Below are 21,670 nucleotides of genomic sequence, written 5' to 3'. Positions count from 1 at the left end.
CGTGTGGGCCATCGCCGGCAGATCGATCGGTTTCTCCAGGATCAGCACGTCGTGGAATTCCGGACTGATCGTGACCTTGTCGTATCCGGTCGTGAAGAGGAAGGGTATGTTCCGTGCCTTCAGTTCGCGTGCGACAGGAAAGATCATCTCGCTGCGGATGTTCACGTCGAGGACGGCGGCATCCAGGACTCCGCCGTCGTGCAGGATCCTGAGTGCGTCGTCGAGATCACCGACTGGCCCCGCGACCTCTGCACCGAGCGCCTGACATGCCTTGCCAATGTCGTCGGCGAGAAAATATTCGTCCTCGACAATGAAGATGCGCCGCCCGCTGAGCGGCGACTGTGGACCTGACGATCCAGGCGAAATCGCCATGGTTCCTTCCATCCCTTACCTTCCGTAGGAACATAGGGCGGTCACCCGCCTTGGTATAACGATACAACCGAAAGTGGGTTCCATGAGCAACCGCGACATCATCGTCATAGGTGGCTCGGCCGGCGCGACCGCACCGCTGAAGCAGATCCTGGGCCGGCTGCCGCCCGATCTGCCCGCGGCGGTGTTCATCGTGCTGCACATCCCGGCGCAGGGCATCGGCATTCTCTCGACGGTCGCCAGCCACGCCGGGCCGCTCCCGGTCCGGCAGGCCGAAAACGGCATGAAGATCGAGCCGGGCCAAGTTTATCTGGCCGCGCCGGACCATCATCTGCTGCTGTCCGGGGATCACCTGTTCCTCGGGCGCGGTCCGCGCGAGAACATGGTCCGGCCGGCCATCGACGCCTTGTTCCGCTCGGCCGCCATCAATTACGGCCCGCGCGTCATCGGTGTGCTCCTCAGCGGCCTGTTGTCCGACGGTGCGGCCGGTCTCAATGCCATCAAGCGTTGCGGCGGGATTTCGGTGGTTCAGGACCCCTCGGACGCCATCGCCGATGAAATGCCAAGAAGCGCCCTGGAGGCGAGCATCATCGATCTTTGCGTCCCCGGCGTCGGAATGGGCGACGTTCTGTCCGATCTCGCCAGGGAAGTTGCGGGTGCCGCGCTGCCGATCCCGCCGGAGATCCGGCTCGAGGTCGAGATCGCGGCCGGCGAACGGATCGGCAGTGACAGTCTCGTCTCGATGGCCGATCCGGTTGCGCTGACCTGTCCCGCCTGCGGGGGCGTCCTGTCCGAGATGAAGGAATCGCACCCGATGCGCTTCCGGTGCCAGGTCGGCCACGCCTTTGCCGCCGACGTCCTCGCAAAAGAGCAGGAGGGGCAAGTGGATGAAGCCCTGCGGGTCGCACTGCGCATTATAGAGGAGCGGGCCGAGCTGGTGCAGCGCATGGCCGCCGACGGCCGGCGCAACGGCCGGCCTGCGGTGGCCGAGATGTACCAGGCGCGCGCGGCCGAATATCGCGAATATGCCGACATGATCCGGCGTGTCGTGCTAAAATCGCTCGATCCTCCGGTTCGCAAACGGGAGGCTTGAGGGTCGCCATGACCATTTCCCTCGCCGAATGGACCGAGCAGCTCGATACCGAGCGCCGCCATCTGATAAAGGCTGATCGGGATATCGAGGAGGGTTGCCAGCGCATCCGCGATCAGGAGGATCGGATCCGCGAACTCAGTGCCGGTGGCCACGACGCAGGCCAGGCGGAGCGGTTGGTCGAGGTGCTGAAGCAGACCCTGACGGAATGGCTCCGCCACCGCATCCTGATCGAGCAGCGGATTAGCTATCTCCGGCAGCAAGTCGGTCCGGAGTGATCCGGGGGTAGCCGCCGCCCGAGCTCCATCGCGGGCTCCTACATCTCTGGTCGGCAATTGACAACGATGTTCGCCGTATGGAACGCAGCGCGACGTTTCCGCCTTCCACCTATTGGGATAACATCATTTCTGCTATTGCCGCGAGCGGGCGTCCCGCTTCACGCCGATGAATGAGAGCTACCGAGACCATGCATGAAATCGGCGACCAGTCGGTCGAAAGAGAGCGCCAGACCAGGTCTCCGCTGATCATCGGGGTGGGCGCCGCGCCGACAGCTCTGGATAGTGTCGAGCGGTTCTTTTCCAGGCTGACCATAAGCGCCGACCAAGCCGTCGTGCTCGCGTTCCAGCATCATGAGGCCCTCGACGAGCCGCGGCTGCGCGAGATCGTGCGAAATTCCCACGGTGGCAAGATTTCCGACGTCGGTAACGGCCAGACCATCGAGGGTGGCACGATTTATCTGTGCCCGCCGGCGATGATTACGACGATCCAGGACGGTCGCTTCGCGGTCCGCGAGGCCGAGCAGGCGCCCGGGGAGCGGGCTACGATCGACAGCTTCCTGGTGTCGCTGGCGGAAGAACGCGCCGAGCAGTCGATCGGCGTGATCCTGTCCGGCATCGGCGGCGATGGCACGCTGGGTACCGCGACACTGAAGGATCACGGTGGCCTTGCCATCGCAGAAAAAGGCGCGAGCGACGAGGCGGATCATCTGAAGGACGCCGACACGCCGGCCGCGATCGCCGACTACGTGCTGACCGCGGAAGACATCGCCGAGCACATCCAGGTCTATGCCCGTCATCTGCGCCGGCTGGAGGAGAAGCAGGGGTTCGACGAGGTGCTCGCCGCTGCGGCGACCTCGCTGTCGCGCATCGCCGACATCCTGCGCAGCAGGACCGGCAATGATTTCCACGGCTACAAGCAGAACACCTTCCTGCGTCGCGTGCAGCGGCGGATGCAGGTGGTTCAGATCGCCGAGATTTCGGCTTATGTCGATTTCCTGCGCAACGACGAGGACGAGGCGCAGCACCTCTTCAACGACCTCTTGATCGGCGTCACCGAATTCTTCCGCGATAAGCGCGAATTCGACGTGCTGGAGAGCCAGATCGTCCCGAGGCTCTTCGAAGGCAAGGATGCCGGCCAGCAGGTTCGGGTCTGGGTGCTCGGCTGCGCCACCGGAGAGGAGGCCTATTCGATCGGTATCCTCCTGCGCGAGCACATGGCGAAAATGGACTCCGCGCCGCAGGTTCAGATCTTCGCGACCGATATCGACGGACGGGCGCTGGCGACCGCGCGCGTCGGCCGCTACCGCACCAAGATCGAGGCGGACATGACCAGCGAGCGCCTGGCGCGCTGGTTCGTGCGCGAGGGTGATACCTATTGCGTGGTCAAGGAGCTGCGCGAGATGTGCATCTTCTCGCAGCACAATGTCATCAAGGACGCACCGTTCTCGAAGCTCGATCTCGTCTCCTGCCGCAACCTGCTGATCTACCTGAATGCCGAATTGCAGAACCGGGTGATCCCGCTATTCCACTTCGCGGTTCTGCCGGATCGGTTCCTGTTCCTCGGCAATTCCGAGAACGTGACGCGGCATCCAAAACTGTTTGTGCCGATCGACCGCCGCGCCCGTATCTTCAAGAAGCTCGAGACCGGAACGCGGCTGCCGCCGGAATTTCCGATCACGACCTCCGCAGGGAGGGCAAACCTCGAGGTGGCGCCGGCGCGCTCCTTCCGCCCCGACATCGGGCTGGAGCGCCGCGCGCAACGGATCGCGGAGCGCTATGCGCCCGCTTATGTCATCGCCGACAGCAACTTTCAGGTCCTGCACTTCTCCGGGCGCACCGGCCGCTACATCGAGCCGACGGCGGGCGCCGCCACCCTCGATCTGCTCCAACTCGTCCACCGCGATCTCCGCCTCGACCTGCGCGCAGTGCTCAGCCGCGCGTCAGAGACCAACGAGCCGGCCCATGCCGAGCAGGTGCAGCTCGGCGCCAACGGCCAGCACATTCCCGTCGACATCACGGTGGAGCCGATCCAGGAGGGCGGCAGCGGCGATCGCAATTTTGTCGTCCTGTTCAAGGATGGTCCGGTGCGCGCCATCGATGCCGACGCAGGCAAGCCCAATGCGTTGGTGCAGACCGAGCATGTCGAGCGTATCGAAGGCGAGTTGCGGGCGACGCGGGAGCGCCTTCAGGCAACCATCGAAGAGCTCGAAAGCACCAACGAGGAGCTGAAATCCTCGAACGAGGAATATCAGTCGCTCAATGAAGAGCTTCAGTCCGCGAACGAAGAGCTCGAAACCTCACGCGAGGAACTGCAGTCGGTCAACGAGGAATTGACCACCGTAAACGGCGAGCTGGCTCACCGCGTCCAGGAATTGACGCGCGCCACCAGCGACCTCGAGAACTTCCTGGAGAGCACGCAGATCGCGACCGTGTTCCTCGACAACGATTTGCGCGTGATGAACTTCACGCCGGCGATTACACAGGTCCTGCATCTCGTCGAAACCGACAGAGGCCGCCCCATCGCGCACATCAAGGCGCGCATCCCGATCGAGGACCTCTATGACGACATTCGCGGCGTGCTGCGGACGCTCGTTATCGCCGAGCGCGAGCTGAGGGCGCCGGACAGCGGCACGCGCTACATCGTGCGCATTCTGCCCTATCGCAGCATCGACAACTTCATCGCCGGCGTCGTGATCACGTTCGTCGACATCACTGCCATTACCCGCGCCGAGGAGCGGCAGCGCCTGCTGCTGGCCGAACTCCAGCATCGGGTTCGTAACACGCTCGGCGTGGTGCGCTCGATCGCCCGTCGCACGGCCGATACGAGCTCGACGGTGGAGGAGTTTGCCTCCCATCTCGACGGCCGGCTCAACGCTTTCGCCCGTACCCAGGCGCTGGTGACCCGCGATCCCGAAGGCGGCGTGGATCTCGAATATCTCGCCGTCGAGGAGCTGCTGGCCTATAATGCCAGGGAAGGCGAGCAGGTACGTGTCAGCGGCCCCACGGTGCGTTTCCATTCGAAGGCCGCGGAAACCTTTGCGCTTGCCATTCACGAGCTCGCAACCAACGCGCTGAAATACGGCGCCCTGAGCCGGCCGACAGGTCGCATCGAGATTTCCTGGCGCCTCGAGCAGGGCACCGACCCGGCGGAGCTGGTGTTCGAGTGGCGGGAGCGCGGCGGGCCGCCGGTTGCGCCGCCGCCGCATAAAGGATTTGGGACCGAGCTCCTGGAGCGCACACTCGCGTTCGAGTTCAAGGGGCAGACCACGATGGCGTTCAATCCCAGGGGATTGGAATGCACGATCACCATTCCTCTCAGCAAGCGAGCGTTTCATACACCGGCGGTGGCCAACTGATGCCCTTGTCAACGCTAGATCGCAGCCAGGTGGACCCGGTCATTCGCCGGCTGAACGTGCTGAGGCCGTTGTCGACGGAGGCCCGCACCTCGCTCGAATACGCAATGCTCGAGGGACTCCAGCGCGCAGGGTCGGGCGAGGATCTGATCTCGGAGGGCGATCCGGTCGACAGCGTCCGCCTGGTCTTGTCGGGCTGGCTCTGCCGTTACAAGACGCTCGAGGACGGCCGACGCCAGATCGTCAATTTCCTTTTTCCCGGCGAGAGTTGCGACGCGCACGCGTTCCTGCTCTCGGTGATGGATCATTCCATCGCGGCGATGACGCCGGTCGTCTACACCGAAATCAAGCGCGCGCGGTTCGAGAGTCTGGTGGCTGCCGACCACTCGCTGGCGGAAGCTTTCTTGTGCGAGACGCTCGTCAACAACGCGATCCAGCGCGAATGGGCCATCAATCTCGGCCGCCGGGTCGCCTTTGAACGCGTGGCCCATCTGTTCTGCGAGATCATCGAGCGGTTGCGCCCCGTCGGCATGGTCGAGGGCAATTCCTGCGTGATGCCGGTGACGCAAATGGATCTTGCGGACGCCACCGGCCTGTCGGTGGTCCATCTCAACCGCACGGTTCAGGAGCTGCGTGCCTCCGGCCTGATCGTGCTGCGCGATCGCACGCTGACCATCACCGATCTCGATGCGCTCAAGGATGCGGCGCTGTTCTCGCCGAGCTATCTGCAACTCTATCGACGGAGCTAAGCGTTTGCTCGGCGTGGGGAACGTCGTACTTGATCCAGGTTAGCGTTCGCGAATGTTTTTTGAGCGGATGGCTGGTTTTGAGTAATCGACGTAACTTACGTAAAGGCAGTTTCGTCCCGAATCTTCTATCATCGCTCCATGAACGACGTCCTGCTTGCCCGCGCTGAGCGCGCGATCGAAGCAAGCCGCGCCCTCCGGGCGCAGCGCAGAGCGGTCGCGGATCAGCTTGATGACGCCACGCGCGAGGTGCGCCGTGTGGTGATGGAAAGCGCGATGCTGCGCTCGGAGCTCAAGGCCCTTCGCGACGACCGGGAAGAGCAGGGTCTCAGACACCGCGTGCCGCCGGACTAGAGCCGACGACACCAACGTGCAGCATGCGCCGGGATGGGCGTCCCACTTAACGCCGCTTCGCTGCTTTGGATCGCCTGTTGTAAGGCGAGCGGTTGACGGGCTTCAGCGAAATGCCTTCGCGCTGCGCCTTGCTGCGAATGGCCGCGACCGGGCGCTGCAGCTTGATGCTCATGACGCCCGTGGGCGTGTTTCCTTTCGCGAGCTGCTTCAGCTTGCTCACGTCAGCCGGTGTCCACCGTTCGCGCGCCCGGCGCTTGTACGCGGGATTAGCCTTGCGCGGGCCTTTGCGGCCGATCGGTGAACCCGGCCGTTTCCATGCTGCTTTCGCCATGATGATCCTCCTTCAAGTCCTTCATCAATCAGCGAATCAGCATTTCGGTTCCGGCGTAGTCGAAGCTGCGCCGGCGCGCGAGGGAATGCGCGCACCGTCGCTGCTAGGTCGTTTCGTTTCGCACCGGCAAAATCACGCACCGTTAACTTATTGAAATGCCGGAACCTGCGGTTGCGGCCGAAGCTGCCAACACTGCCGGGCTGGGCCGCCCCAACCGGCACGAAACTCTGGCCCCGGCGCCGACCTCCCGCCGGGGCCAATTCCTCCCATCCCAATTCCTTCCATCTGAAGGGCTTTGTGAAAGTACAATGACCGCGAAACGCAACCGCAGGAAACAGACCCAATCGCTCCAGGAGCGGTTGGCGGCATTCGCCCAAACCGCTCGCGAGCGTGCGCGCAGCCTGCCGCCCGGCAAGGAGCGCGACATGCTGCTTCAGCGCGCCATGCAGAACGAGGTGACCTCGAATTTGACGGACTGGCTGAGCGAACCCGTCTACCCGAGACGGGGAGGATGACGATGCGGAGCATCAAGCACTACCGCGCGTTCCAGATCGATCCGGACGGGCATGTGTTTGGTTGCATCAACCTGGTCTGCGACGATGATGAGCAGGCCAAGCGCGAGGCCGCCTCGCTCGTGCTGGTGCACCGCATCGAATTGTGGCGGCTGGACCAGCGCATCGCGCAGTTCGATGTGCCTCCGGAAGTTGTCCGCCAGTAGAGCAGGGAGACGAGAGCGAGAAGGAACCGCGCGCGGCGCCCCGGGTTGGTCGGACTGTACCGACCTCGCGAGGAGCCAGCATGACGGAAGCCGACATTCGCAAGGGGATGCCGCCCGTCAAGCTCTCGCGCGAGGCCTTCGAGCGCCGCTACCGGAGCCGGTTCGTCGATCCCGCCTTTGCACCGCTCCAGCGCGAGCTCGACGCCATCGTCGGTGCGGCCTGGGATGCCTACAGCAATTCACGCAAGGCCCCGCTGACGCGAAAGGCGGGCGCGGGATTCTCCGATCCCGACTACGACATCGCCATCGACTGGCTCGATGCGCGCGCGAAGATCCTGGCGGCGCAGCGGCGCCATGATGACGCGGACGAGACGCCGCGCATCCTCATCATCAACGGCTCGGCCCGCAGCGAGCACACCTGTCCCGGCGAGATGTCCAAGACCTGGCGACTGGTCGAACTCGCCAAGCCGGTCTTTGCCGAGCTTGGCTTTGCCGTCGACATCCTCGATCTGTCGCGCCTGGCTTCGGAGTTCGGCAAGACGATCCATCCCTGCAAATCCTGCGTCGGAACCGCGATGCCGCTCTGCCATTGGCCGTGCAGCTGCTATCCGAACTATTCGCTGGGGCAGACCGACGACTGGATGAACGATATCTATCCGCTGTGGGTCGCCGCGCACGGCATCCTGATCGTGACGCCGGTGAACTGGTATCACGTGCCCGCCGGACTGAAGGCGATGATGGATCGCATGGTCTGCGCCGACGGCGGCAATCCCGATCCGACCTCGACTCACGGCAAGAAGGCGGACGAAGCCAAGGCGCTGGAGCTGAAGGGCTGGTCTTATCCGCGCCATCTCGCCGGCCGTCATTTCGGTCTCGTCGTTCACGGCGATGCGGTCGGTGCCGAGGGCGTGCGCCGGGCCTTGTCGGATTGGTTGACCGACATGCAGCTGATCTCGGCGGGCCGCTTCGCCGAGCTCGATGGCTATGTCGGCTACATGGAGCCATACGCTACCTCGCACCGCGACCTCGATGACGACAGGGCGTTCCAGACTGAGGTGCAGAACGTCGCGCGCGCGCTCGGCAACGCGGTCCACCTGGCGCGGAGCGGACAGCTTCGCGCGCCCGGTGCGGGCCTGTCGGATCCAAACCCCAAATGACGACGAAGGATCAGCCGTATGATTGCCTGATCGTCGGCGGCGGCCCGGCCGGGCTGATGGCTGCGATCTACCTCGCGCGATTTCGGCGCCGCGTCTGCGTCGTGGACGCCGGCGCGAGCCGGGCGGCGCTGATCCCGCGCAGTCACAATGTGCCGGGCTTCGTCCACGGCCTGTCCGGTACCGACCTGCTCGCGCGCATGTCCGCGCAACTGGGCGAGCTCGCGGTCACGCGCGTTGATGCCGAGGTCACCGGCTTGCGGCGACACGATCACGGTTTTCAGGCGATCTGGAACGGCGGCGCGCATACGGCCTCTACCGTCATCCTTGCCAGCGGCATCGTCGACGCCCATCCGCCCTTCGACGAATGGCGCGCGGCGGTCGCAGACGGGCTGTTGCGCTACTGCCCCGTTTGCGACGCCTACGAGGCGATCGACCGCCGTATCGGCATCGTCGGTCCGCTTGACCGCGCCGCCGGCAAGGCGCTCTTCATGCGCGGCTACTCGCGCGACGTGACGCTGCTGGCAACGGGTGAGGATGACGGGAAGGCCGCGGCACCGGAGCTCAATGAAGCGGGTGTCGAGATCGTCGTCGCGCCCGGCCTGCGCCTGAGGCGGAGAGACCACTGCGTCGAGGCCGTCTTCGCAGGCGGCCACACGGCGCAATTCGACATGATCTATCCCGTGATGGGTGCGGAAGTGCGCTCGCATCTCGCGATGACGCTTGGGGCCGAACACACCGAAGACGGCCATCTGAAAGTCGACGACCATCAGCGCAGCTCGGTCGACGGGCTCTACGGCATCGGCGACGTCGTCACCGACCTGCACCAGATCTCGGTCGCGTTCGGCCACGCCGCGCTCGCCGCCTGCACGATCCACAACAGCCTGCCGCGGCGGCTGGCATGAGGAGCGGGGTATCGGACATTGGCAACAGAATCATCCTCGAAGACCGCGGTCTATGCGGCGCTCTTCGGCAATGTCCTGGTCGCGGTCACGAAGATCGGCGCCGCCGCCTGGACGGGAAGTTCGGCGATGACGAGCGAAGCGGTGCATTCGCTCGTCGACACGACCAACGAGATCCTGTTGCTCTACGGCTACCGGCGCGCGAGCCGTTCGCCCGACGAATCCCACCCGCTCGGCTATGGGCGCGAACTGTATTTCTGGAGCTTCATCGTTGCGCTGCTGATCTTCGCGCTGGGCGCCGGTGTCTCGCTGTATCAGGGCATTCTGCATGTCGCCGCGCCCGAGCCGATCGAAAGTCCGATCGTCAGCTTCGTGGTGCTCGGGCTGTCGTTCCTGTTTGAAGGCGGCTCCTGGCTGGTTGCCCTGCGGCGCTTCAGCCCGGACGGCCAGCGGTTCGGGTATTATCAGGCTTTCGTTCGCAGCAAGGATCCTCCGGCATTCATGGTGCTGCTCGAGGACAGCGCGGCGCTGGTCGGCATCGCCATTGCCGCGGCGGCCACTGCGGCCGCCGTATGGCTGAGCCAGCCGGTCTGGGACGGGATCGGTTCGATCCTGATCGGGATATTGCTGGCGATCGTGTCGATCGGTCTCGCGCGCGAGAGCAAGAGCCTGCTGATCGGCGAGCCTGCCGATCCGGAGCTTGCGCGATCGATCCTCGACATCGCAAGGCGGTCGCCCGGCGTGCTCAGGGCCAACGGCCTGCTGACGGTGCAGCTGTCGCCGGTCGAAATCGTTGCGGCCCTCAGCATCGAATTTGCGGATGACAAGCGCGCCGACGACATCGAGCGATGCGTCGTTGCGATCGAGAACGAGATACGCAAACGTCATCCAAGCGTGGCGGCGCTGTTCATCAAGCCGCAGACCGATGCTCGCTACCGGGCGGTGCGCGCGAGGCGTTACGGCTAGCTTTGCGAGGTTCCCCATAAGCCACAATCGGCACGACAGCAGGAACGATCACAACATCCCACGGGTTGAGCGGTGCAGGGGGCGAGCATTGGAGAAACCGGATGGCTCAATCCGAAGACATGACGCGCTGCATCGCGCTCTGCATGAGCTGCTACCAGACCTGCCTCGGCACCGCGATGAACCATTGCCTCGAGACCGGCGGCAAGCACGTCGAGCCCAAGCATTTCCGCCTGATGATGGCGTGCGCCGAAATGTGCCGGACGGCAGGGCATTTCATGCTGATCAACACGCCGCATCACCGGCACACATGCGGCGAATGCGCGGAAATCTGCAGCGAATGCGCCGAGGATTGCGAGCGGGTCGGTGGCATGGACGAGTGCGTCGCCATGTGCCGCTCCTGCGCACAATCCTGCCGTGCGATGGCGGCCTGAGGACAAGCCCATGCTGGAAGAGAAACTCACGGAAGCCATCGTCGAGGAGCTGAAGCGGCAGGCGGCCAACCGGCCGCAATCGCTGAAGGTCGAACGCGCGGACGATGCGAAAGCCTCGGAGGAGCTGATCGTCAACGGCAAGATCGACCTGGCCGCGCTGGTCATGGTGATCGCCGGATCGGTCGCCGGCGGGCCTTAGGTCCGGCCGTCAACGGCGCTCTCAGCCATACTCTTCGCCGATGCCGTATTCCCGGTAGATCTCCAGCGGATCGAGGTCGGGAAACAGCCGGCATTTGGCCTGGGCGAGATGCAGGCTCACCGCCGCCGGCTCCTTGCCGTTCGAGAGCATCTTGCGGATGTCGTCCATATGCGCGCTCGGCTGGTGCTTGGTGTCGAGCTGCTCCAGCGCGACCAGCGCAGTCGCCAGCGCCTCGGTCAGAACCCAGTCGTCGTGGCCGGTGATTCCCTTCTTCGGCATCGGCAGACCCCACATGTGGCGGCCCAGTCTATCGGGACTTCCGCCAAATCTCCAAGGAGCCGTTGCAGCCGGGCGGCACGCGGACCGGACCGGCGGCCGTGCTCCGGCTTGCATTATGGCCGGGCGTGGCTAAAAGGCGGCATTGCAGGGGCAATAGTATCTTTGTTGAAACAAAGTTGGCGTAGACGGGCCTGCATGGCATTCAGGCCGGCTGTTCCGGTCTGGGCTCCTGATCCCCGCATTTGCAACACGGTCCGGTTGCGCCACCCTTCAAGGCTTGAGCCCGCATGGTCTTTTTAAGCTTCGTCTATCGCTTCGTGACCAATTTCGCATTCATGGCGATGGTCTATTTCAGCCTGAATTTCATGGAGAAGTACCAGAACCGGGCGATTATCGCGATCCTGGTGCTGGTCTATACCGGCATGCGCGCAGCTTCGACGCTGCGGGCGTTCTACTTTTACCAGAAGATCGAGAAGCTGGAAGCCGAGACCAAGCGCCTTCAGGCCCCGCTCAATGACGGCGCTGGCGGAACGAGTGTGCGCAAGCAGGTCGTGGTTGACGTCGCCCGGCTGCGGCGCGACGGCGAGGTCAAGTCCTATATGGACCTGTTCTTCCTGGCGCTGATCGTCTTGCTCTGCGTCGCCAACATCATGCGACAGTAAGCTCTACTGCGCGCGCTTCTTCAGGCTCGCCACACGGGTCGGGCGCGGCGCAGTGCTCTTGGGCGCTGTACTTTTGGCGGCAGTGCCCTCGGTCTCTGCGGCATGCTTCGGTGTGCTATGAGCAGCGCGCGCGGTGCGGGGCGCGTGCGACTTGCCGGCTTTGCCCTTGGCCGCACGGGGCGTCTCGGCCGCCATTGCCAGGCGCGTCGCGGCGCGCCGCGACAAAGTCGTCGACAGCAGCACCTCGACCGAGCCCTCGGGGATCGCAAAGAGATCGCGGGCGGGCACGGGCAGGGTGGCCGCGACATTGGCGAGTGCCATGGTCTTGCGCGGCAGCAGCGGTTGGTGCGCGGTCTGCGCGTTGAGGTCGGCCAGCGAGGGCGCCGGAAGCGTTTTGGTCTGCGCGAACACGAAGTTCGGCACGGCCGGCCAGCGCGCGATCGGTGTGGTCTCGGTCGGCGGATGCAGCAGCCATTCCACCGGCGTTGTCGGCGTCGCCGGCTGCTCGGCGGTCGCGGGCACCACGTGCACGATGCGATAGCCGCGCGCCTTGAGGTCGCGGATGATCTTCGGCAGCGCCGCCACCGTGCGGGCCTGGATGTCGTGCAGCAGCAGGATGCCCTTGCCCTTGGCCTCAAGCCGCTGGATCGCGAGCTGATAGACGCGATCGGACGACACATGGCGCCAGTCGTCGGCCGGGAAATCGGCGCTCCAGACCTGGATCCCGCGCGAGATCAGAACGTTCTCGACGCCGTCGGCGCGCATCAGGCCGGGAATGCGGAAGAACGGCGCGAGCTTGGACGGATCGGTCATTGCGGCCGATGTCCACTCGATGCCGCCATTGATCTGCGCCTCGGCCTTGTCGAGCGGCATCCGGTCCATTGTGAGCGGATGGTTCATGCTGTGGGTGCCGACGGTGTGGCCCGCTGCGACCAGCTTGCGCACGCCTTCCGGGTTCGCCTTGGCCTGTTCGCCAATGATGAAGAAGGTCGCCTTGATGCACTCGTCGGCGAGGATCTGCAGCACCTGGTTGGAATATTTCGGCAACGGACCGTCGTCGAAGGTCAGGACGACTTCATGGTCCTTCAGCGGCAGTGTCTCGCGGTACTGCATGGTGCCGATGCGGGGATGCTCGTGCGGGTCGACCACGAGCGTGCGGGAGGTCCCGAGTGCGTCCGGATGGCCGGGGCAGTCGGCCGCAATGGCCGGCGAGCCGATGGTCAGGACACCCAAAAATCCGCCGAGGAATCCGCCAAAGCAAAGGACGATCCACGATCGCGTCCGAGCAACAACGCTACTTCCGATCATGAACCCCGTCTGCCCTCTTACGCGATTGCCGCCATAGTAGGTCGGAGACATCAGCAAACGGTTCAGGCGCAAGAACGCTTACCCCGAGCCTTTGCCATTGCAAGTCCCCTCAATACTTGCATGGCGTAGCATGAACAGACTGTTAATAGGGCCCAAATCACCCCATTTTGCGCCGGCGTGACATTCCGGCATCAATGCGCGTCGGCACTCTTCTGTGATGTGCCCGCCGGTACGACGTGAACCACCCGATAGCCGTTCTCCCTCAGATACCGCAGGAAGGCCGGCATGATCGCGGCCGTGCGCGCCTTGGGATCGTGGAACAGAATGATCCCTTTGCCGGCGGCGGCGAGGCGCTCGGTGACGAGCTTCAATTCCTGCTCCGGCGTCATCTCGTTCCAGTCGCTGGCCCACAGGTCAGCCCCGAACACGACGATGCCGCGGGAGTGCAGCAGGTCGAGCTCGGCTTGCGTGGCTTCGAAATAGGGAAACCGGAAGAACGGCGTCGAGGGTGTCGTCGTCGGCGTGCCGTGCAGCGCCATTTCGTCGGCGGCAATGCCGCGGTCGATCTCGTTCTTTGCTTTTTCGAGCGGGATCCGCGCCATGAACGGATGCGAGAAGGTGTGATGGCCGATGCTGTGGCCCTCGCGCGCGATGCGCTTGACCATGTCAGGATGTTCGGAGGCGTGGAGGCCGATCAGGAAGAAGGTCGCGCGCACGCATTCCTGGGCCAGCGCCGCCAATACCTTCGAGGTCGTCGGTGGATACGGTCCGTCGTCGAAGGTCAGCACGACCTCGTGATCGGCGAGGGCCAACGTCTGCGGAAAGCTCTTCAGACCCACGCGCGGCGTGGTCTTGGCATCGACGCTCAGAATGCGGGAGGTGCCGAGCGCGTCCTTGCGCGGGCACTCGGCGGCTTCAGTCGAGGCGATGCCGGTGAGGGCCGCGAGGGCTGCGCCTGCCGCCATCGAGGTCCGCCTCAGTCGAAGCATCTTTGTCATTGCGCTCGGAGTTGCCTTGTGGGTATTGCCTGAACCAACAGCTCAGACCACTCGTTCCAACCTGTCGGACGGCGAGGCGCGCCATGGATGAATATCTGGACGGTGTCGCGTCTGCCGCGGAATCGGTACTCGACCACGTGCCGATGCGCAATGAAGACGGCGAGATTCGTCACGAATTCGTCGCGGAAATTGCCCATGCGATCGAGGCCGGCGACAGCGCCGCGCTGCGCGCCTGCGTTGCCGAGCTGCACGAGGCCGATCTCGGCGATCTCATCGGGGCTCTCGAGCCCGACGATCGGGTCCGCCTGGTCGAACTGACGGGGCGCGATTTCGACTTCTCCGCGCTGAACGAGCTCGACGAGGGCGTGCGCGAGGAGATCCTCGAGGAACTGCCGCCGCAGACGGTCGCGGAAGGTGTGCGCGAGCTCGAATCCGACGACGCGGTCGAGCTGCTGGAAACGCTCGATCAGGCCGATCAGGAGGAGATCCTCGAGAAGCTGCCGCTCAAGGAGCGCGTCGTGCTCGAGCGCAGCCTGCTTTATCCGGAAAATTCCGCCGGCCGCCGGATGCAGACCGAGTTCATTGCAGTGCCCCAGGATTTCACCGTCGGGCAGGCGATCGACTACATGCGCGAGACGCCGGATCTGCCCGACCGCTTCTACGAGATCTACGTCGTCGACAAGGAACAGCATTGGCAGGGCGCGGTCTCGCTCGACGTGCTGCTGCGTGCCCGCCGCCCGGTGGCGCTTGCCGAGCTGACCGATGAGGATCGCCGCCGCGTCTCCGTCCTGGAGGACCAGGAGGAGGTGGCGCGCATGTTCGGCAAGTACAACCTCGTCGCAGCCCCGGTGCTCGACACCCAGGACCGCCTCGTCGGCGTCATCACCGTCGACGACGTCGTCGACGTCATCGAGGAAGAGGCGGACGAGGACCTCAAGGCGCTCGGCGGCGTCAACAGCGACGAAGAGCTGTCCGACACCGTGTTCACCATTGCACGCGCGCGGTTCAACTGGCTGCTGGTCAATCTCGCCACCGCCTTTCTGGCGTCCTCCGTGCTCGGCCTGTTCGAGGGGCAGCTCGAGAAGATGGTGGCGCTCGCCGTACTGGCGCCGATCGTCGCAAGCCAGGGCGGCAATGCCGCGACCCAGACCATGACGGTCGCGGTGCGGGCGCTGGCGACGCGCGAGCTCGGCTCCTCCAATGCATGGCGCGTCGTGGTGCGCGAGGGTCTGGTCGGCCTCGTCAACGGTCTCGCCTTTGCCGTGATCACGGGCGTTGCCGCGGTGGCCTGGTTCAGGATCCCGGGCCTCGGCCTCGTCATCGGGCTCGCCATCATCGTGAACCTGTTCGCCGGCGCGCTCGGCGGCATCCTGATCCCGATGGCGCTCGAACGTGTGCGAGCCGATCCGGCGGTGGCGTCAGGCACGTTCGTGACAACGGTCACCGACGTCGTCGGCTTCTTCTCCTTCCTGGGAATTGCGACCTTGTGGTTCGGGCTCAGGTAGGAGCTGTCGAAATCCGTGGCCTCGATGGAGCGAAGCGTAATCCGGGGCCGCTGCGTCTCCAGAGACGCTCGGATTGCGCTGCGCTCCATCCGGGCTACTGGCCATCATCTTTAATCCGAACTTAAGCGAGCTGCCGCATCATCGCCTTGCTTGGGGGAATGAGCATGCGTGTGCGGCTGAAGGCGGACGGACGGATTGTCGAGTTGCGGGATGGGCAGGAGTTTCCGGTCCAGCCGTTTCCAATCCAGCCCGTACCCAACGCAGCGCCGCCCGACACCGGCTCGCTCGCCGTGCGCGATTTGCGTCGCCGCGCCTGCCTGACCCAGATGGAGTTCGCCGCCAAGCTCGGCGTTCCCGTCGAGACCATCCGCAACTGGGAGCAGGGCAAACGGGCGCCGCGGGGGCCGGCCCGCGCGCTGCTCGCTGTGATCGCGCATGCGCCCGACACCGTGTTCCAGGCGCTCGCCAAAGCCTGAGCTCAAAGCCTGACATCAAGGTCTGGCGCGAACCTCCCGTTAGCATTGCGCTGAAGATCCGGCTCGGGCGCTGACGTCGCCCGTTGGCAGTGTCGCCAGCCGGGTTCATAATGACGCCTAGACGATGATTTGGGGCGACCGCGACAGAGAGGATTCCTCATGCTGTTCGTCGAGACCAATGGCGCAAGGATACCGGCGATCGGGCTGGGAACCTGGGAGCTGAGCGGGCGCATGTGCGCGCGTGTGGTCGAGCAGGCACTGCGGCTCGGCTATCGCCACATCGATACCGCACAAGTCTACGACAATGAGCGCGAGGTCGGCGACGGCCTGCGCGCCTCCGGCGTGCGCCGCGACGACATCTTCCTGACGACGAAGGTCTGGACCAATCATTTCGCGCCCCACGATCTCGAGCGCTCGGTCAAGGAGAGTCTGGTGCGCATGCGGCTTCCCTCTGTCGATCTCCTGCTGCTGCACTGGCCCAATTCGCACGTGCCGCTGGAGGAGACGCTGAGCGCGCTGTCGCATGCCAAGCGCATGGGCCTGACCCGCCACATCGGCGTCTCCAATTTCACCGTCGCGCTGATCGAACAGGCGGTGGCGTTGTCGCCGGCGCCGCTGGCCTGCAACCAGGTCGAATACCACCCTTATCTCGACCAGACGAAGGTGAGGGCGGCCTGCGATCAGCACGGGCTCGCGCTGGTCGCCTACAGCCCGATCGCCAGGGGGCGGATCAAGAGCGACCAGACGCTCGCCGAGATCGGGCGTCTGCATCACAAGACGCCGGCGCAGGTCTGCCTGCGCTGGCTGGTGCAACAGAATGTCGCTGCGATCCCGCGCACCTCGCGCGTCGAACGCCTGTCGGAAAACATCGAGATCTTCGATTTCGAGCTTTCGGACGACGAGATGGCCCAAATCGCCGCGCTGGCCAGTCCCAAGGGCCGCCTGACCGATTTCGGCTTCGCGCCAAAATGGGATTGAGAGGGGGCTGCCGTATGCTAGGACCAGCTTGGCAACCTGAAGTCAGGCGATGGAACTGCGGAAGATCATACGGACGGACATTGCAGCGTCGGCGATCGCCCATCTGACGCTGGTCGCGCTGATCATCGTGATCAGCGAAGTCCATCCGTTTCACGCCAGCCCGCCCGAATCGGTTTCCGTCAGCATCGTGACGCCGGAGCAGGTGAAGCAGGAGGAGGCCAAGGCCGAGGGGAAGGCCGAGGAAAAACTCAAGGCGAAGCCGCCGGAGCCGACCCCTGACCTGAAACTGCCGAAGCTGGATTTCACCTACAAGGACAAGGCGGCCGCCGCGCCGAAGCCCGAGGCGAAGCAGCAGGCCGCAGCACCGTCCTCGAAGCAGCAGGCCTCACCCGAACAGCCGCAGCAAAAACAGCCGCAGCCACAGCCTTCACAGACGCCTCAGCAGCAGCAGCAGCAGCAGCGCGAGGCAAACGCGCAGACGCAAACGCAGCCTCAACAGCCACAGCCTCAGCCATCGCAGTCGCCGCCGCCTCAGGCGACGCCGCAGCCCCCGACACCGCAGCCCCCGGCGCCGCAACTCCTGCCACAAGCGATGCCGCAGCCACAGGCCGCGCCGCCCCCGGCCTATCAGGCGCCGGAGCCCGACGTCACCGTCAAGTACGGCGTCATGCTGGGCCTGCCGCCGGAATTGCCGACGGAGCTGCCGAAGGACGCCCCCAAGGACGATGGCGGCGATGCCAAGGATTCAATCGCAGCCAAGCTGCCGGCCGAAATCATCGCCGAGCTGCGCCGTCACTTGCGAAGCTGCGCCAAGCTGCCGGCGGGGGTCGCGCCGACCGACAACGTCAACATCAAGCTGCGCACGGTGCTCGCGACCGACGGCACGCTGGCGCGCGAGCCGATCCTGATCGAAGCCCCGCCGTCCGCGAAGGGCGTGGCGCTTGTGAAGTCCGCCATGAGCGCGCTTCAGGCCTGCCAGCCCTACAAGATGCTGCCGGCCGACAAATACGGGGAATGGAAGGTGATGGACCTGCCGTTCAGCCCGCGGGATTTTGGCGGGTAGCAGGTCATCATGTAGCCCGGATGGAGCGAAGCGCAATCCAGGAGCGCTCGCCCGGCATTCGGCACCTTCCCGGATTACGCCGCTGCGCTCCATCCGGACTTGCTGCTCAGCGCATAGAATGACCGTACGTCCAACTTTGCGTCTGGCGACGGACAAGTCGAGATCGCCGCCAATCCTTACAAACCAGCCGGAGCACACGCTGGAGACACCACCATCTCAACCCAACACCTTGTGCACCGCGCGCTAGTGCCCACGATCTCGCAAGCTGGGTCAGCCGACACAATGTCGCGGCAGCACTTCGGGCACGTATATCCCGCGATGTTCGGTGCGAAGTCATACTCCGGACCAACATAGGCGCAGATCATGTGGTGGAATACCGGAAACGAGATCAGAGCGGATGAGCCGCAAGCCGGGCAATTCGTTTGAGTCCCTTCGATCTGCATGCTGCACTTCGCTCCCTCTCACAGCTCGTCGAGCCCGAATAGTCCCACCAGCATGGAAGCGATCCGCGCGCTGAGTTGCGTGTAGTGCATGTGAACGTCGACGGCCGAGTTCAGCGCGGGGGAATGCGCGCCTGGGCTGAACCTGATTCGCGCGATTTGCGAGGCAGTACGCTCGCGCATCACTGACGAGCCCGGTCCCGGGTACACATCTGACACCGGCAGGATTTCCGCGATCTTGCCCAGAATTCGTCGGTTGCCGAACAGCACAAAGACTTCGTTGCCGACTTTTGGATCGGACAGGCGTTCGTTGGGAACGTACCAGTCGACGAAGACATCCGTGGGGTCGAGAATTTCTGCGATCGGAGTGCCCGCCACCAGCGATTGGCCGGCGCGCGCAGGATTGTTCGCGACTATTCCAGCTATGGGTGCGAAGACTCTCCCGTCTGCAAAGCTGCTTTCAACCTTTTCGAGGCGGTCACCGAGTTGCCGGCCGAATTCGTCGAGAGCGGCCAATTGAGTGCTGGCCTCGGCGGCTTCCGCCTCCTGCGAGACCACGGCTTTATTAGCCAGGGCGCGCTCCCGGGACATGTCTATGCGGTAATTCAGGCTCGCGGCCGATGAGTTTGCGATAAGTTCGACAGCTTCCTCAGCAAGCCGCAGATGTGAGCGCGCCGCGTCGAGAGATTCGCGCGCAACCCGGGCCTTGACGCGCAGTTCCGCTTTGCGACCGGCGATGTCCGCGAGCGAGCGCATATAGGTGGCGACTATTTCATCGTGCTGCGGAGACCGAACCCTTCCGATTTCGTCGCCGGCCTTGACCGATGCACCTCTCAGCACGGTGATGCTGTTGATCTGCACGATGTAAGGCATTGAAACCAAATATCTTGGTGAGGACACGCTGCCCGGGCCGCCGAGATAAAGAATTGGCCTCCCGAAATAGATGACAAAGAATGCGAGTATGCCGAATACGATTGTCGCATAGGCGGCGCGGACGGCCCGTCCGGCCGCACGCCGACGGCTCTCGATGGGATCGGGGATATGGGGATCGAGTCGTGTTAGGGTGACGGTCATTTGGCCACTTCCTTCGTCCGATCGCCGAATAGTGCACGGCGAACGCGCGGCGGCACGAAATCATCGTTCCGCGACGAGGCAAAAATGATTTCCGAAGTGTAGGAAAAGAACCGCGCGCACTTCAGATAGACACCCTGGTAAAAGGGAAAGATAAGAGCCATCTTCCAGCCCAAGGTTCCGACGGATCGATGGAACAGGGCGAACACGAGCGCCATATTGAAGACCGAGATCCAGAGCAGCAGCACGTATATCGCCGAAAGAAACAACACGGCATCCGAGCCGAACAACAGCACAATGTAGGCCAAGTAGAATGGCAGGCTGAGCGTCGGAACGAGATCAAAGACGATGAAGTCCAGCCGTTGGATCGTGTCCGGTAAACGCTCTAGCGGATGGCGAAAACTCAGCTCGCCATACATCATGAAGCGGATGCGCAGAGCATCGCGATCCCAGCGTGCGCGCTGGCGCAACAGACTTATGCCGCTTGCGGGGCCGGCTGTTTCCGCCCAGGCGTCGGAAACGAACCGAATGACATAGCCGAGTCTGCGGAGCCGCAAGGTGTACTCCATATCCTCTCCCGGGCCGACGTCGAGCCCGCCCTGCTGCGCGAAAATATCCCGGCGATACATGGAACAGGCGCCGGACAGGCACGCGATCGCATCCACCACGTCTAGGATCGACCGCCCCGCTGTGATCGACATCAGGTATTCGACGCTTTGAAGTCCTGTCCATATCGAGTCGCGCTCGTTGCTGATCGCGATGCTGCAACTTGCGCCGGCGACGAGCGGATCGCCGAACGCAGCCGCGAGGCGCTCAACCGCGTTCGGTTCGAAGACAGTGTCGGCATCTACGGTCAAGAGAAGATCGCCGCGGGCAAACCGTGCTGCAGCGTTGATGGCAGCGCTGCGGCCGCAGCGGGTCCCATGGCAGATGACCATGTCAACCAGGCCCTGCGCTCTCGCCCGCTCCGCGACCGCGCGTGTTGCGTCGGTGGAGCCGTCGTCGACGACGATGATTTCGACAGGTCGCAGGGTTTGCCGGCGCAGCGAGCTGATCGAAGGAGCAAGCCCGGAGCCACCGTTGAACGTCGGGATAATCACGCTTACCGTCGCTTGGCGAACCGTCCCACCGGCGCTTCGCCGCTTCGAGCTGAACAGAGCAAGAGACACCAACGATAAGGTGTAGCGGGGTATGTCGAATATCAGCAGCGAGAAGGCGAGTAGAAATAAACTCGTTCCGGCGAGGACTTCCACCATTTCGGACATGCCGGCCATCTCCGCTACGACAGGACCACTCCGAGCATCCGACCAAACAAGGCGCGCAAGGCAATTATCAGACGGGAAAATGAAGACCATCGCGTTGATGGTCGCGGGGTAAATTGCGTAAACATTTGCTTTTTGTGTCTGCGCTATTCATCTGCATCGTCGGCATCGTCGGCATCGTCGGCATCGTCGGCATCGTCGGCTTCGTCGGCTTCGTCGGTTGACGATGACCGGCTCTCGAAGGCTGATTGTTGGCGTGCCGGCATCAGCTTTGCAGTTGGAGTTGTTCCCCGCGTCGATAAATCCCACAAGGTGACCAGGTCCGTCCAACCTTTCAGGCGCAAGACGGCCTCAGTCTGGAAGGACTGAGGCCGGTGGGGGCGTCGATGTACCGTTGGGGTCGGTACTCCAGAACTCTAATCGCGACGCACCAATCTGCGTATTGTCCTTGAGGACAACCAATCAGCACGTCGTCCCTCTCACACATCTGCGAACCGCCCGACGGGTATGCCGGACGGTGGTCCGTGCCACGCACACGCGGTTGATACGTGTCCTACCGACGCCGCAGGCAGCAGCGACTTCCGTAATCAGGCTTTCGGGCTGTGCAATCGGGGCAGGTGTCATCGCCTGAGCCGATACTGCGAAGAAGAAGGCGGACGTGGCAATTCCGAGCGACTTGATCATATCGAGCTCCCCGGAAGCGCCCAACCGCCCGGCCGGCGCGGCGAAGCGATGGA

General features: G+C 63.9%; 24 protein-coding genes. 17 read left to right on the top strand and 7 right to left on the bottom strand.

Annotation, left to right across the window (positions count from 1 at the left end; all coding sequences use genetic code 11):
• On the bottom strand, positions 1-372 hold a 372-nt coding region (locus AC0L20_RS35330), incomplete at its 3' end, for a response regulator (RefSeq protein WP_473295028.1).
• 82 nt (positions 373-454) lie between these two features.
• Between AC0L20_RS35330 and AC0L20_RS35325 the strand changes: the two genes are divergently transcribed.
• The 5 genes from AC0L20_RS35325 (at position 455) to AC0L20_RS35305 (ending at position 6,190) form a co-directional block, all read left to right on the top strand.
• Entirely contained in the window at positions 455-1,462 is a 1,008-nt protein-coding gene (locus AC0L20_RS35325; protein WP_473295027.1) for a chemotaxis protein CheB, read from the top strand.
• 8 nt (positions 1,463-1,470) lie between these two features.
• Positions 1,471-1,737, top strand: coding sequence for a hypothetical protein (locus AC0L20_RS35320; RefSeq protein ID WP_456769535.1), 267 nt, complete (start codon positions 1,471-1,473; stop codon positions 1,735-1,737).
• A 188-nt stretch (positions 1,738-1,925) separates the two neighbouring features.
• Positions 1,926-5,093, top strand: a complete 3,168-nt coding sequence (locus AC0L20_RS35315; RefSeq protein WP_473295026.1) for a CheR family methyltransferase — start codon at positions 1,926-1,928, stop codon at positions 5,091-5,093.
• Positions 5,093-5,839, top strand: coding sequence for a Crp/Fnr family transcriptional regulator (locus tag AC0L20_RS35310; protein WP_473295024.1), 747 nt, complete (start codon positions 5,093-5,095; stop codon positions 5,837-5,839). The genes AC0L20_RS35315 and AC0L20_RS35310 overlap by 1 nt, the downstream gene beginning before the upstream one ends.
• Before the next feature lie 138 nt (positions 5,840-5,977).
• Positions 5,978-6,190 carry a hypothetical protein gene (locus AC0L20_RS35305; protein ID WP_456769538.1) on the top strand — a complete coding sequence of 71 codons (213 nt, stop codon included), beginning with the start codon at positions 5,978-5,980 and terminating at the stop codon, positions 6,188-6,190.
• 46 nt (positions 6,191-6,236) lie between these two features.
• On the opposite strand, the gene AC0L20_RS35300 is transcribed toward AC0L20_RS35305, so the two are convergent.
• On the bottom strand, positions 6,237-6,521 hold the full coding sequence (locus AC0L20_RS35300) for a hypothetical protein (RefSeq protein WP_007611375.1): 285 nt from the start codon (positions 6,519-6,521) through the stop codon (positions 6,237-6,239).
• A 308-nt stretch (positions 6,522-6,829) separates the two neighbouring features.
• Between AC0L20_RS35300 and AC0L20_RS35295 the strand changes: the two genes are divergently transcribed.
• From AC0L20_RS35295 to AC0L20_RS35265, 7 genes are all read left to right on the top strand, one after another.
• Entirely contained in the window at positions 6,830-7,036 is a 207-nt protein-coding gene (locus AC0L20_RS35295; protein WP_456769539.1) for a hypothetical protein, read from the top strand.
• 2 nt (positions 7,037-7,038) lie between these two features.
• The gene (locus tag AC0L20_RS35290; RefSeq protein ID WP_026232903.1) at positions 7,039-7,239 is read left to right on the top strand and encodes a hypothetical protein; all 201 of its coding nucleotides are present in this window, start codon (positions 7,039-7,041) and stop codon (positions 7,237-7,239) included.
• Between the two features lie 80 nt (positions 7,240-7,319).
• Positions 7,320-8,396, top strand: coding sequence for a flavodoxin family protein (locus AC0L20_RS35285; RefSeq protein ID WP_473295023.1), 1,077 nt, complete (start codon positions 7,320-7,322; stop codon positions 8,394-8,396).
• Positions 8,393-9,298 carry an NAD(P)/FAD-dependent oxidoreductase gene (locus AC0L20_RS35280; RefSeq protein WP_473295022.1) on the top strand — a complete coding sequence of 302 codons (906 nt, stop codon included), beginning with the start codon at positions 8,393-8,395 and terminating at the stop codon, positions 9,296-9,298. Before AC0L20_RS35285 ends, AC0L20_RS35280 begins: the two co-directional genes overlap by 4 nt.
• Positions 9,299-9,316: 18 nt before the next feature.
• Positions 9,317-10,261: a cation diffusion facilitator family transporter gene (locus AC0L20_RS35275; RefSeq protein ID WP_473295021.1), complete on the top strand. Its 945-nt coding sequence runs from the start codon at positions 9,317-9,319 to the stop codon at positions 10,259-10,261.
• A 101-nt stretch (positions 10,262-10,362) separates the two neighbouring features.
• The gene (locus AC0L20_RS35270) at positions 10,363-10,692 is read left to right on the top strand and encodes a four-helix bundle copper-binding protein (RefSeq protein ID WP_473295020.1); all 330 of its coding nucleotides are present in this window, start codon (positions 10,363-10,365) and stop codon (positions 10,690-10,692) included.
• A 10-nt stretch (positions 10,693-10,702) separates the two neighbouring features.
• Positions 10,703-10,891, top strand: coding sequence for a hypothetical protein (locus tag AC0L20_RS35265; protein WP_247286900.1), 189 nt, complete (start codon positions 10,703-10,705; stop codon positions 10,889-10,891).
• A gap of 21 nt (positions 10,892-10,912) precedes the next feature.
• Here AC0L20_RS35265 and AC0L20_RS35260 read toward each other — a convergent pair whose 3' ends face one another.
• A complete protein-coding gene (locus tag AC0L20_RS35260) occupies positions 10,913-11,170 on the bottom strand; it encodes a hypothetical protein (protein ID WP_007603214.1) in 258 nt (85 codons plus the stop codon).
• Between the two features lie 287 nt (positions 11,171-11,457).
• Here AC0L20_RS35260 and AC0L20_RS35255 point away from each other — a divergent pair, with 287 nt between their 5' ends.
• The gene (locus AC0L20_RS35255; RefSeq protein WP_456769543.1) at positions 11,458-11,832 is read left to right on the top strand and encodes a hypothetical protein; all 375 of its coding nucleotides are present in this window, start codon (positions 11,458-11,460) and stop codon (positions 11,830-11,832) included.
• 3 nt (positions 11,833-11,835) lie between these two features.
• On the opposite strand, the gene AC0L20_RS35250 is transcribed toward AC0L20_RS35255, so the two are convergent.
• Both AC0L20_RS35250 and AC0L20_RS35245 read right to left on the bottom strand, forming a co-directional pair.
• Positions 11,836-13,140, bottom strand: coding sequence for a polysaccharide deacetylase family protein (locus tag AC0L20_RS35250; protein ID WP_473295019.1), 1,305 nt, complete (start codon positions 13,138-13,140; stop codon positions 11,836-11,838).
• A gap of 191 nt (positions 13,141-13,331) precedes the next feature.
• Complete coding sequence (locus AC0L20_RS35245) at positions 13,332-14,105, bottom strand: polysaccharide deacetylase family protein (RefSeq protein WP_473295018.1); 774 nt, start codon at positions 14,103-14,105, stop codon at positions 13,332-13,334.
• A gap of 116 nt (positions 14,106-14,221) precedes the next feature.
• Between AC0L20_RS35245 and mgtE the strand changes: the two genes are divergently transcribed.
• The 4 genes from mgtE to AC0L20_RS35225 all read left to right on the top strand — a co-directional run bounded on the left by mgtE (position 14,222) and on the right by AC0L20_RS35225 (position 18,160).
• Positions 14,222-15,643 carry a magnesium transporter gene (gene mgtE / locus AC0L20_RS35240; protein WP_473295017.1) on the top strand — a complete coding sequence of 474 codons (1,422 nt, stop codon included), beginning with the start codon at positions 14,222-14,224 and terminating at the stop codon, positions 15,641-15,643.
• A 158-nt stretch (positions 15,644-15,801) separates the two neighbouring features.
• Positions 15,802-16,119 (top strand): helix-turn-helix domain-containing protein, encoded by a 318-nt coding sequence (locus AC0L20_RS35235; protein ID WP_473295016.1) that lies wholly within the window; start codon positions 15,802-15,804, stop codon positions 16,117-16,119.
• A gap of 159 nt (positions 16,120-16,278) precedes the next feature.
• Complete coding sequence (locus AC0L20_RS35230) at positions 16,279-17,097, top strand: aldo/keto reductase (RefSeq protein ID WP_473295015.1); 819 nt, start codon at positions 16,279-16,281, stop codon at positions 17,095-17,097.
• Between the two features lie 49 nt (positions 17,098-17,146).
• The gene (locus AC0L20_RS35225) at positions 17,147-18,160 is read left to right on the top strand and encodes a hypothetical protein (protein ID WP_473295014.1); all 1,014 of its coding nucleotides are present in this window, start codon (positions 17,147-17,149) and stop codon (positions 18,158-18,160) included.
• Positions 18,161-18,621: 461 nt separating this feature from the next.
• Here AC0L20_RS35225 and AC0L20_RS35220 read toward each other — a convergent pair whose 3' ends face one another.
• Together AC0L20_RS35220 and AC0L20_RS35215 are read right to left on the bottom strand one after the other, a co-directional pair.
• Positions 18,622-19,674: an HlyD family secretion protein gene (locus tag AC0L20_RS35220; protein WP_473295013.1), complete on the bottom strand. Its 1,053-nt coding sequence runs from the start codon at positions 19,672-19,674 to the stop codon at positions 18,622-18,624.
• Entirely contained in the window at positions 19,671-20,936 is a 1,266-nt protein-coding gene (locus AC0L20_RS35215) for a glycosyltransferase family 2 protein (protein ID WP_473295012.1), read from the bottom strand. Before AC0L20_RS35215 ends, AC0L20_RS35220 begins: the two co-directional genes overlap by 4 nt.
• Positions 20,937-21,670 lie beyond the last annotated feature (734 nt).

The sequence above is a fragment of the Bradyrhizobium sp. Kon58 genome (assembly GCF_055807455.1).
This window is presented reverse-complemented; position numbering and strand designations above follow the sequence as displayed.

Coding starts and splice junctions, on each gene's coding strand:
- AC0L20_RS35290 (WP_026232903.1), top strand. CDS start 7,039: ATGCGGAGCATCAAGCACTACCGCGCGTTCCAGATCGATCCGGACGGG.
- AC0L20_RS35265 (WP_247286900.1), top strand. CDS start 10,703: ATGCTGGAAGAGAAACTCACGGAAGCCATCGTCGAGGAGCTGAAGCGG.
- AC0L20_RS35220 (WP_473295013.1), bottom strand. CDS start 19,674: ATGACCGTCACCCTAACACGACTCGATCCCCATATCCCCGATCCCATC.
- AC0L20_RS35305 (WP_456769538.1), top strand. CDS start 5,978: ATGAACGACGTCCTGCTTGCCCGCGCTGAGCGCGCGATCGAAGCAAGC.
- AC0L20_RS35295 (WP_456769539.1), top strand. CDS start 6,830: ATGACCGCGAAACGCAACCGCAGGAAACAGACCCAATCGCTCCAGGAG.
- AC0L20_RS35280 (WP_473295022.1), top strand. CDS start 8,393: ATGACGACGAAGGATCAGCCGTATGATTGCCTGATCGTCGGCGGCGGC.
- AC0L20_RS35320 (WP_456769535.1), top strand. CDS start 1,471: ATGACCATTTCCCTCGCCGAATGGACCGAGCAGCTCGATACCGAGCGC.
- AC0L20_RS35230 (WP_473295015.1), top strand. CDS start 16,279: ATGCTGTTCGTCGAGACCAATGGCGCAAGGATACCGGCGATCGGGCTG.
- AC0L20_RS35285 (WP_473295023.1), top strand. CDS start 7,320: ATGACGGAAGCCGACATTCGCAAGGGGATGCCGCCCGTCAAGCTCTCG.
- AC0L20_RS35250 (WP_473295019.1), bottom strand. CDS start 13,140: ATGATCGGAAGTAGCGTTGTTGCTCGGACGCGATCGTGGATCGTCCTT.
- AC0L20_RS35235 (WP_473295016.1), top strand. CDS start 15,802: ATGAGCATGCGTGTGCGGCTGAAGGCGGACGGACGGATTGTCGAGTTG.
- AC0L20_RS35325 (WP_473295027.1), top strand. CDS start 455: ATGAGCAACCGCGACATCATCGTCATAGGTGGCTCGGCCGGCGCGACC.
- AC0L20_RS35225 (WP_473295014.1), top strand. CDS start 17,147: ATGGAACTGCGGAAGATCATACGGACGGACATTGCAGCGTCGGCGATC.
- AC0L20_RS35315 (WP_473295026.1), top strand. CDS start 1,926: ATGCATGAAATCGGCGACCAGTCGGTCGAAAGAGAGCGCCAGACCAGG.
- AC0L20_RS35270 (WP_473295020.1), top strand. CDS start 10,363: ATGGCTCAATCCGAAGACATGACGCGCTGCATCGCGCTCTGCATGAGC.
- mgtE (WP_473295017.1), top strand. CDS start 14,222: ATGGATGAATATCTGGACGGTGTCGCGTCTGCCGCGGAATCGGTACTC.
- AC0L20_RS35260 (WP_007603214.1), bottom strand. CDS start 11,170: ATGCCGAAGAAGGGAATCACCGGCCACGACGACTGGGTTCTGACCGAG.
- AC0L20_RS35245 (WP_473295018.1), bottom strand. CDS start 14,105: ATGGCGGCAGGCGCAGCCCTCGCGGCCCTCACCGGCATCGCCTCGACT.
- AC0L20_RS35255 (WP_456769543.1), top strand. CDS start 11,458: ATGGTCTTTTTAAGCTTCGTCTATCGCTTCGTGACCAATTTCGCATTC.
- AC0L20_RS35300 (WP_007611375.1), bottom strand. CDS start 6,521: ATGGCGAAAGCAGCATGGAAACGGCCGGGTTCACCGATCGGCCGCAAA.
- AC0L20_RS35310 (WP_473295024.1), top strand. CDS start 5,093: ATGCCCTTGTCAACGCTAGATCGCAGCCAGGTGGACCCGGTCATTCGC.
- AC0L20_RS35215 (WP_473295012.1), bottom strand. CDS start 20,936: ATGTCCGAAATGGTGGAAGTCCTCGCCGGAACGAGTTTATTTCTACTC.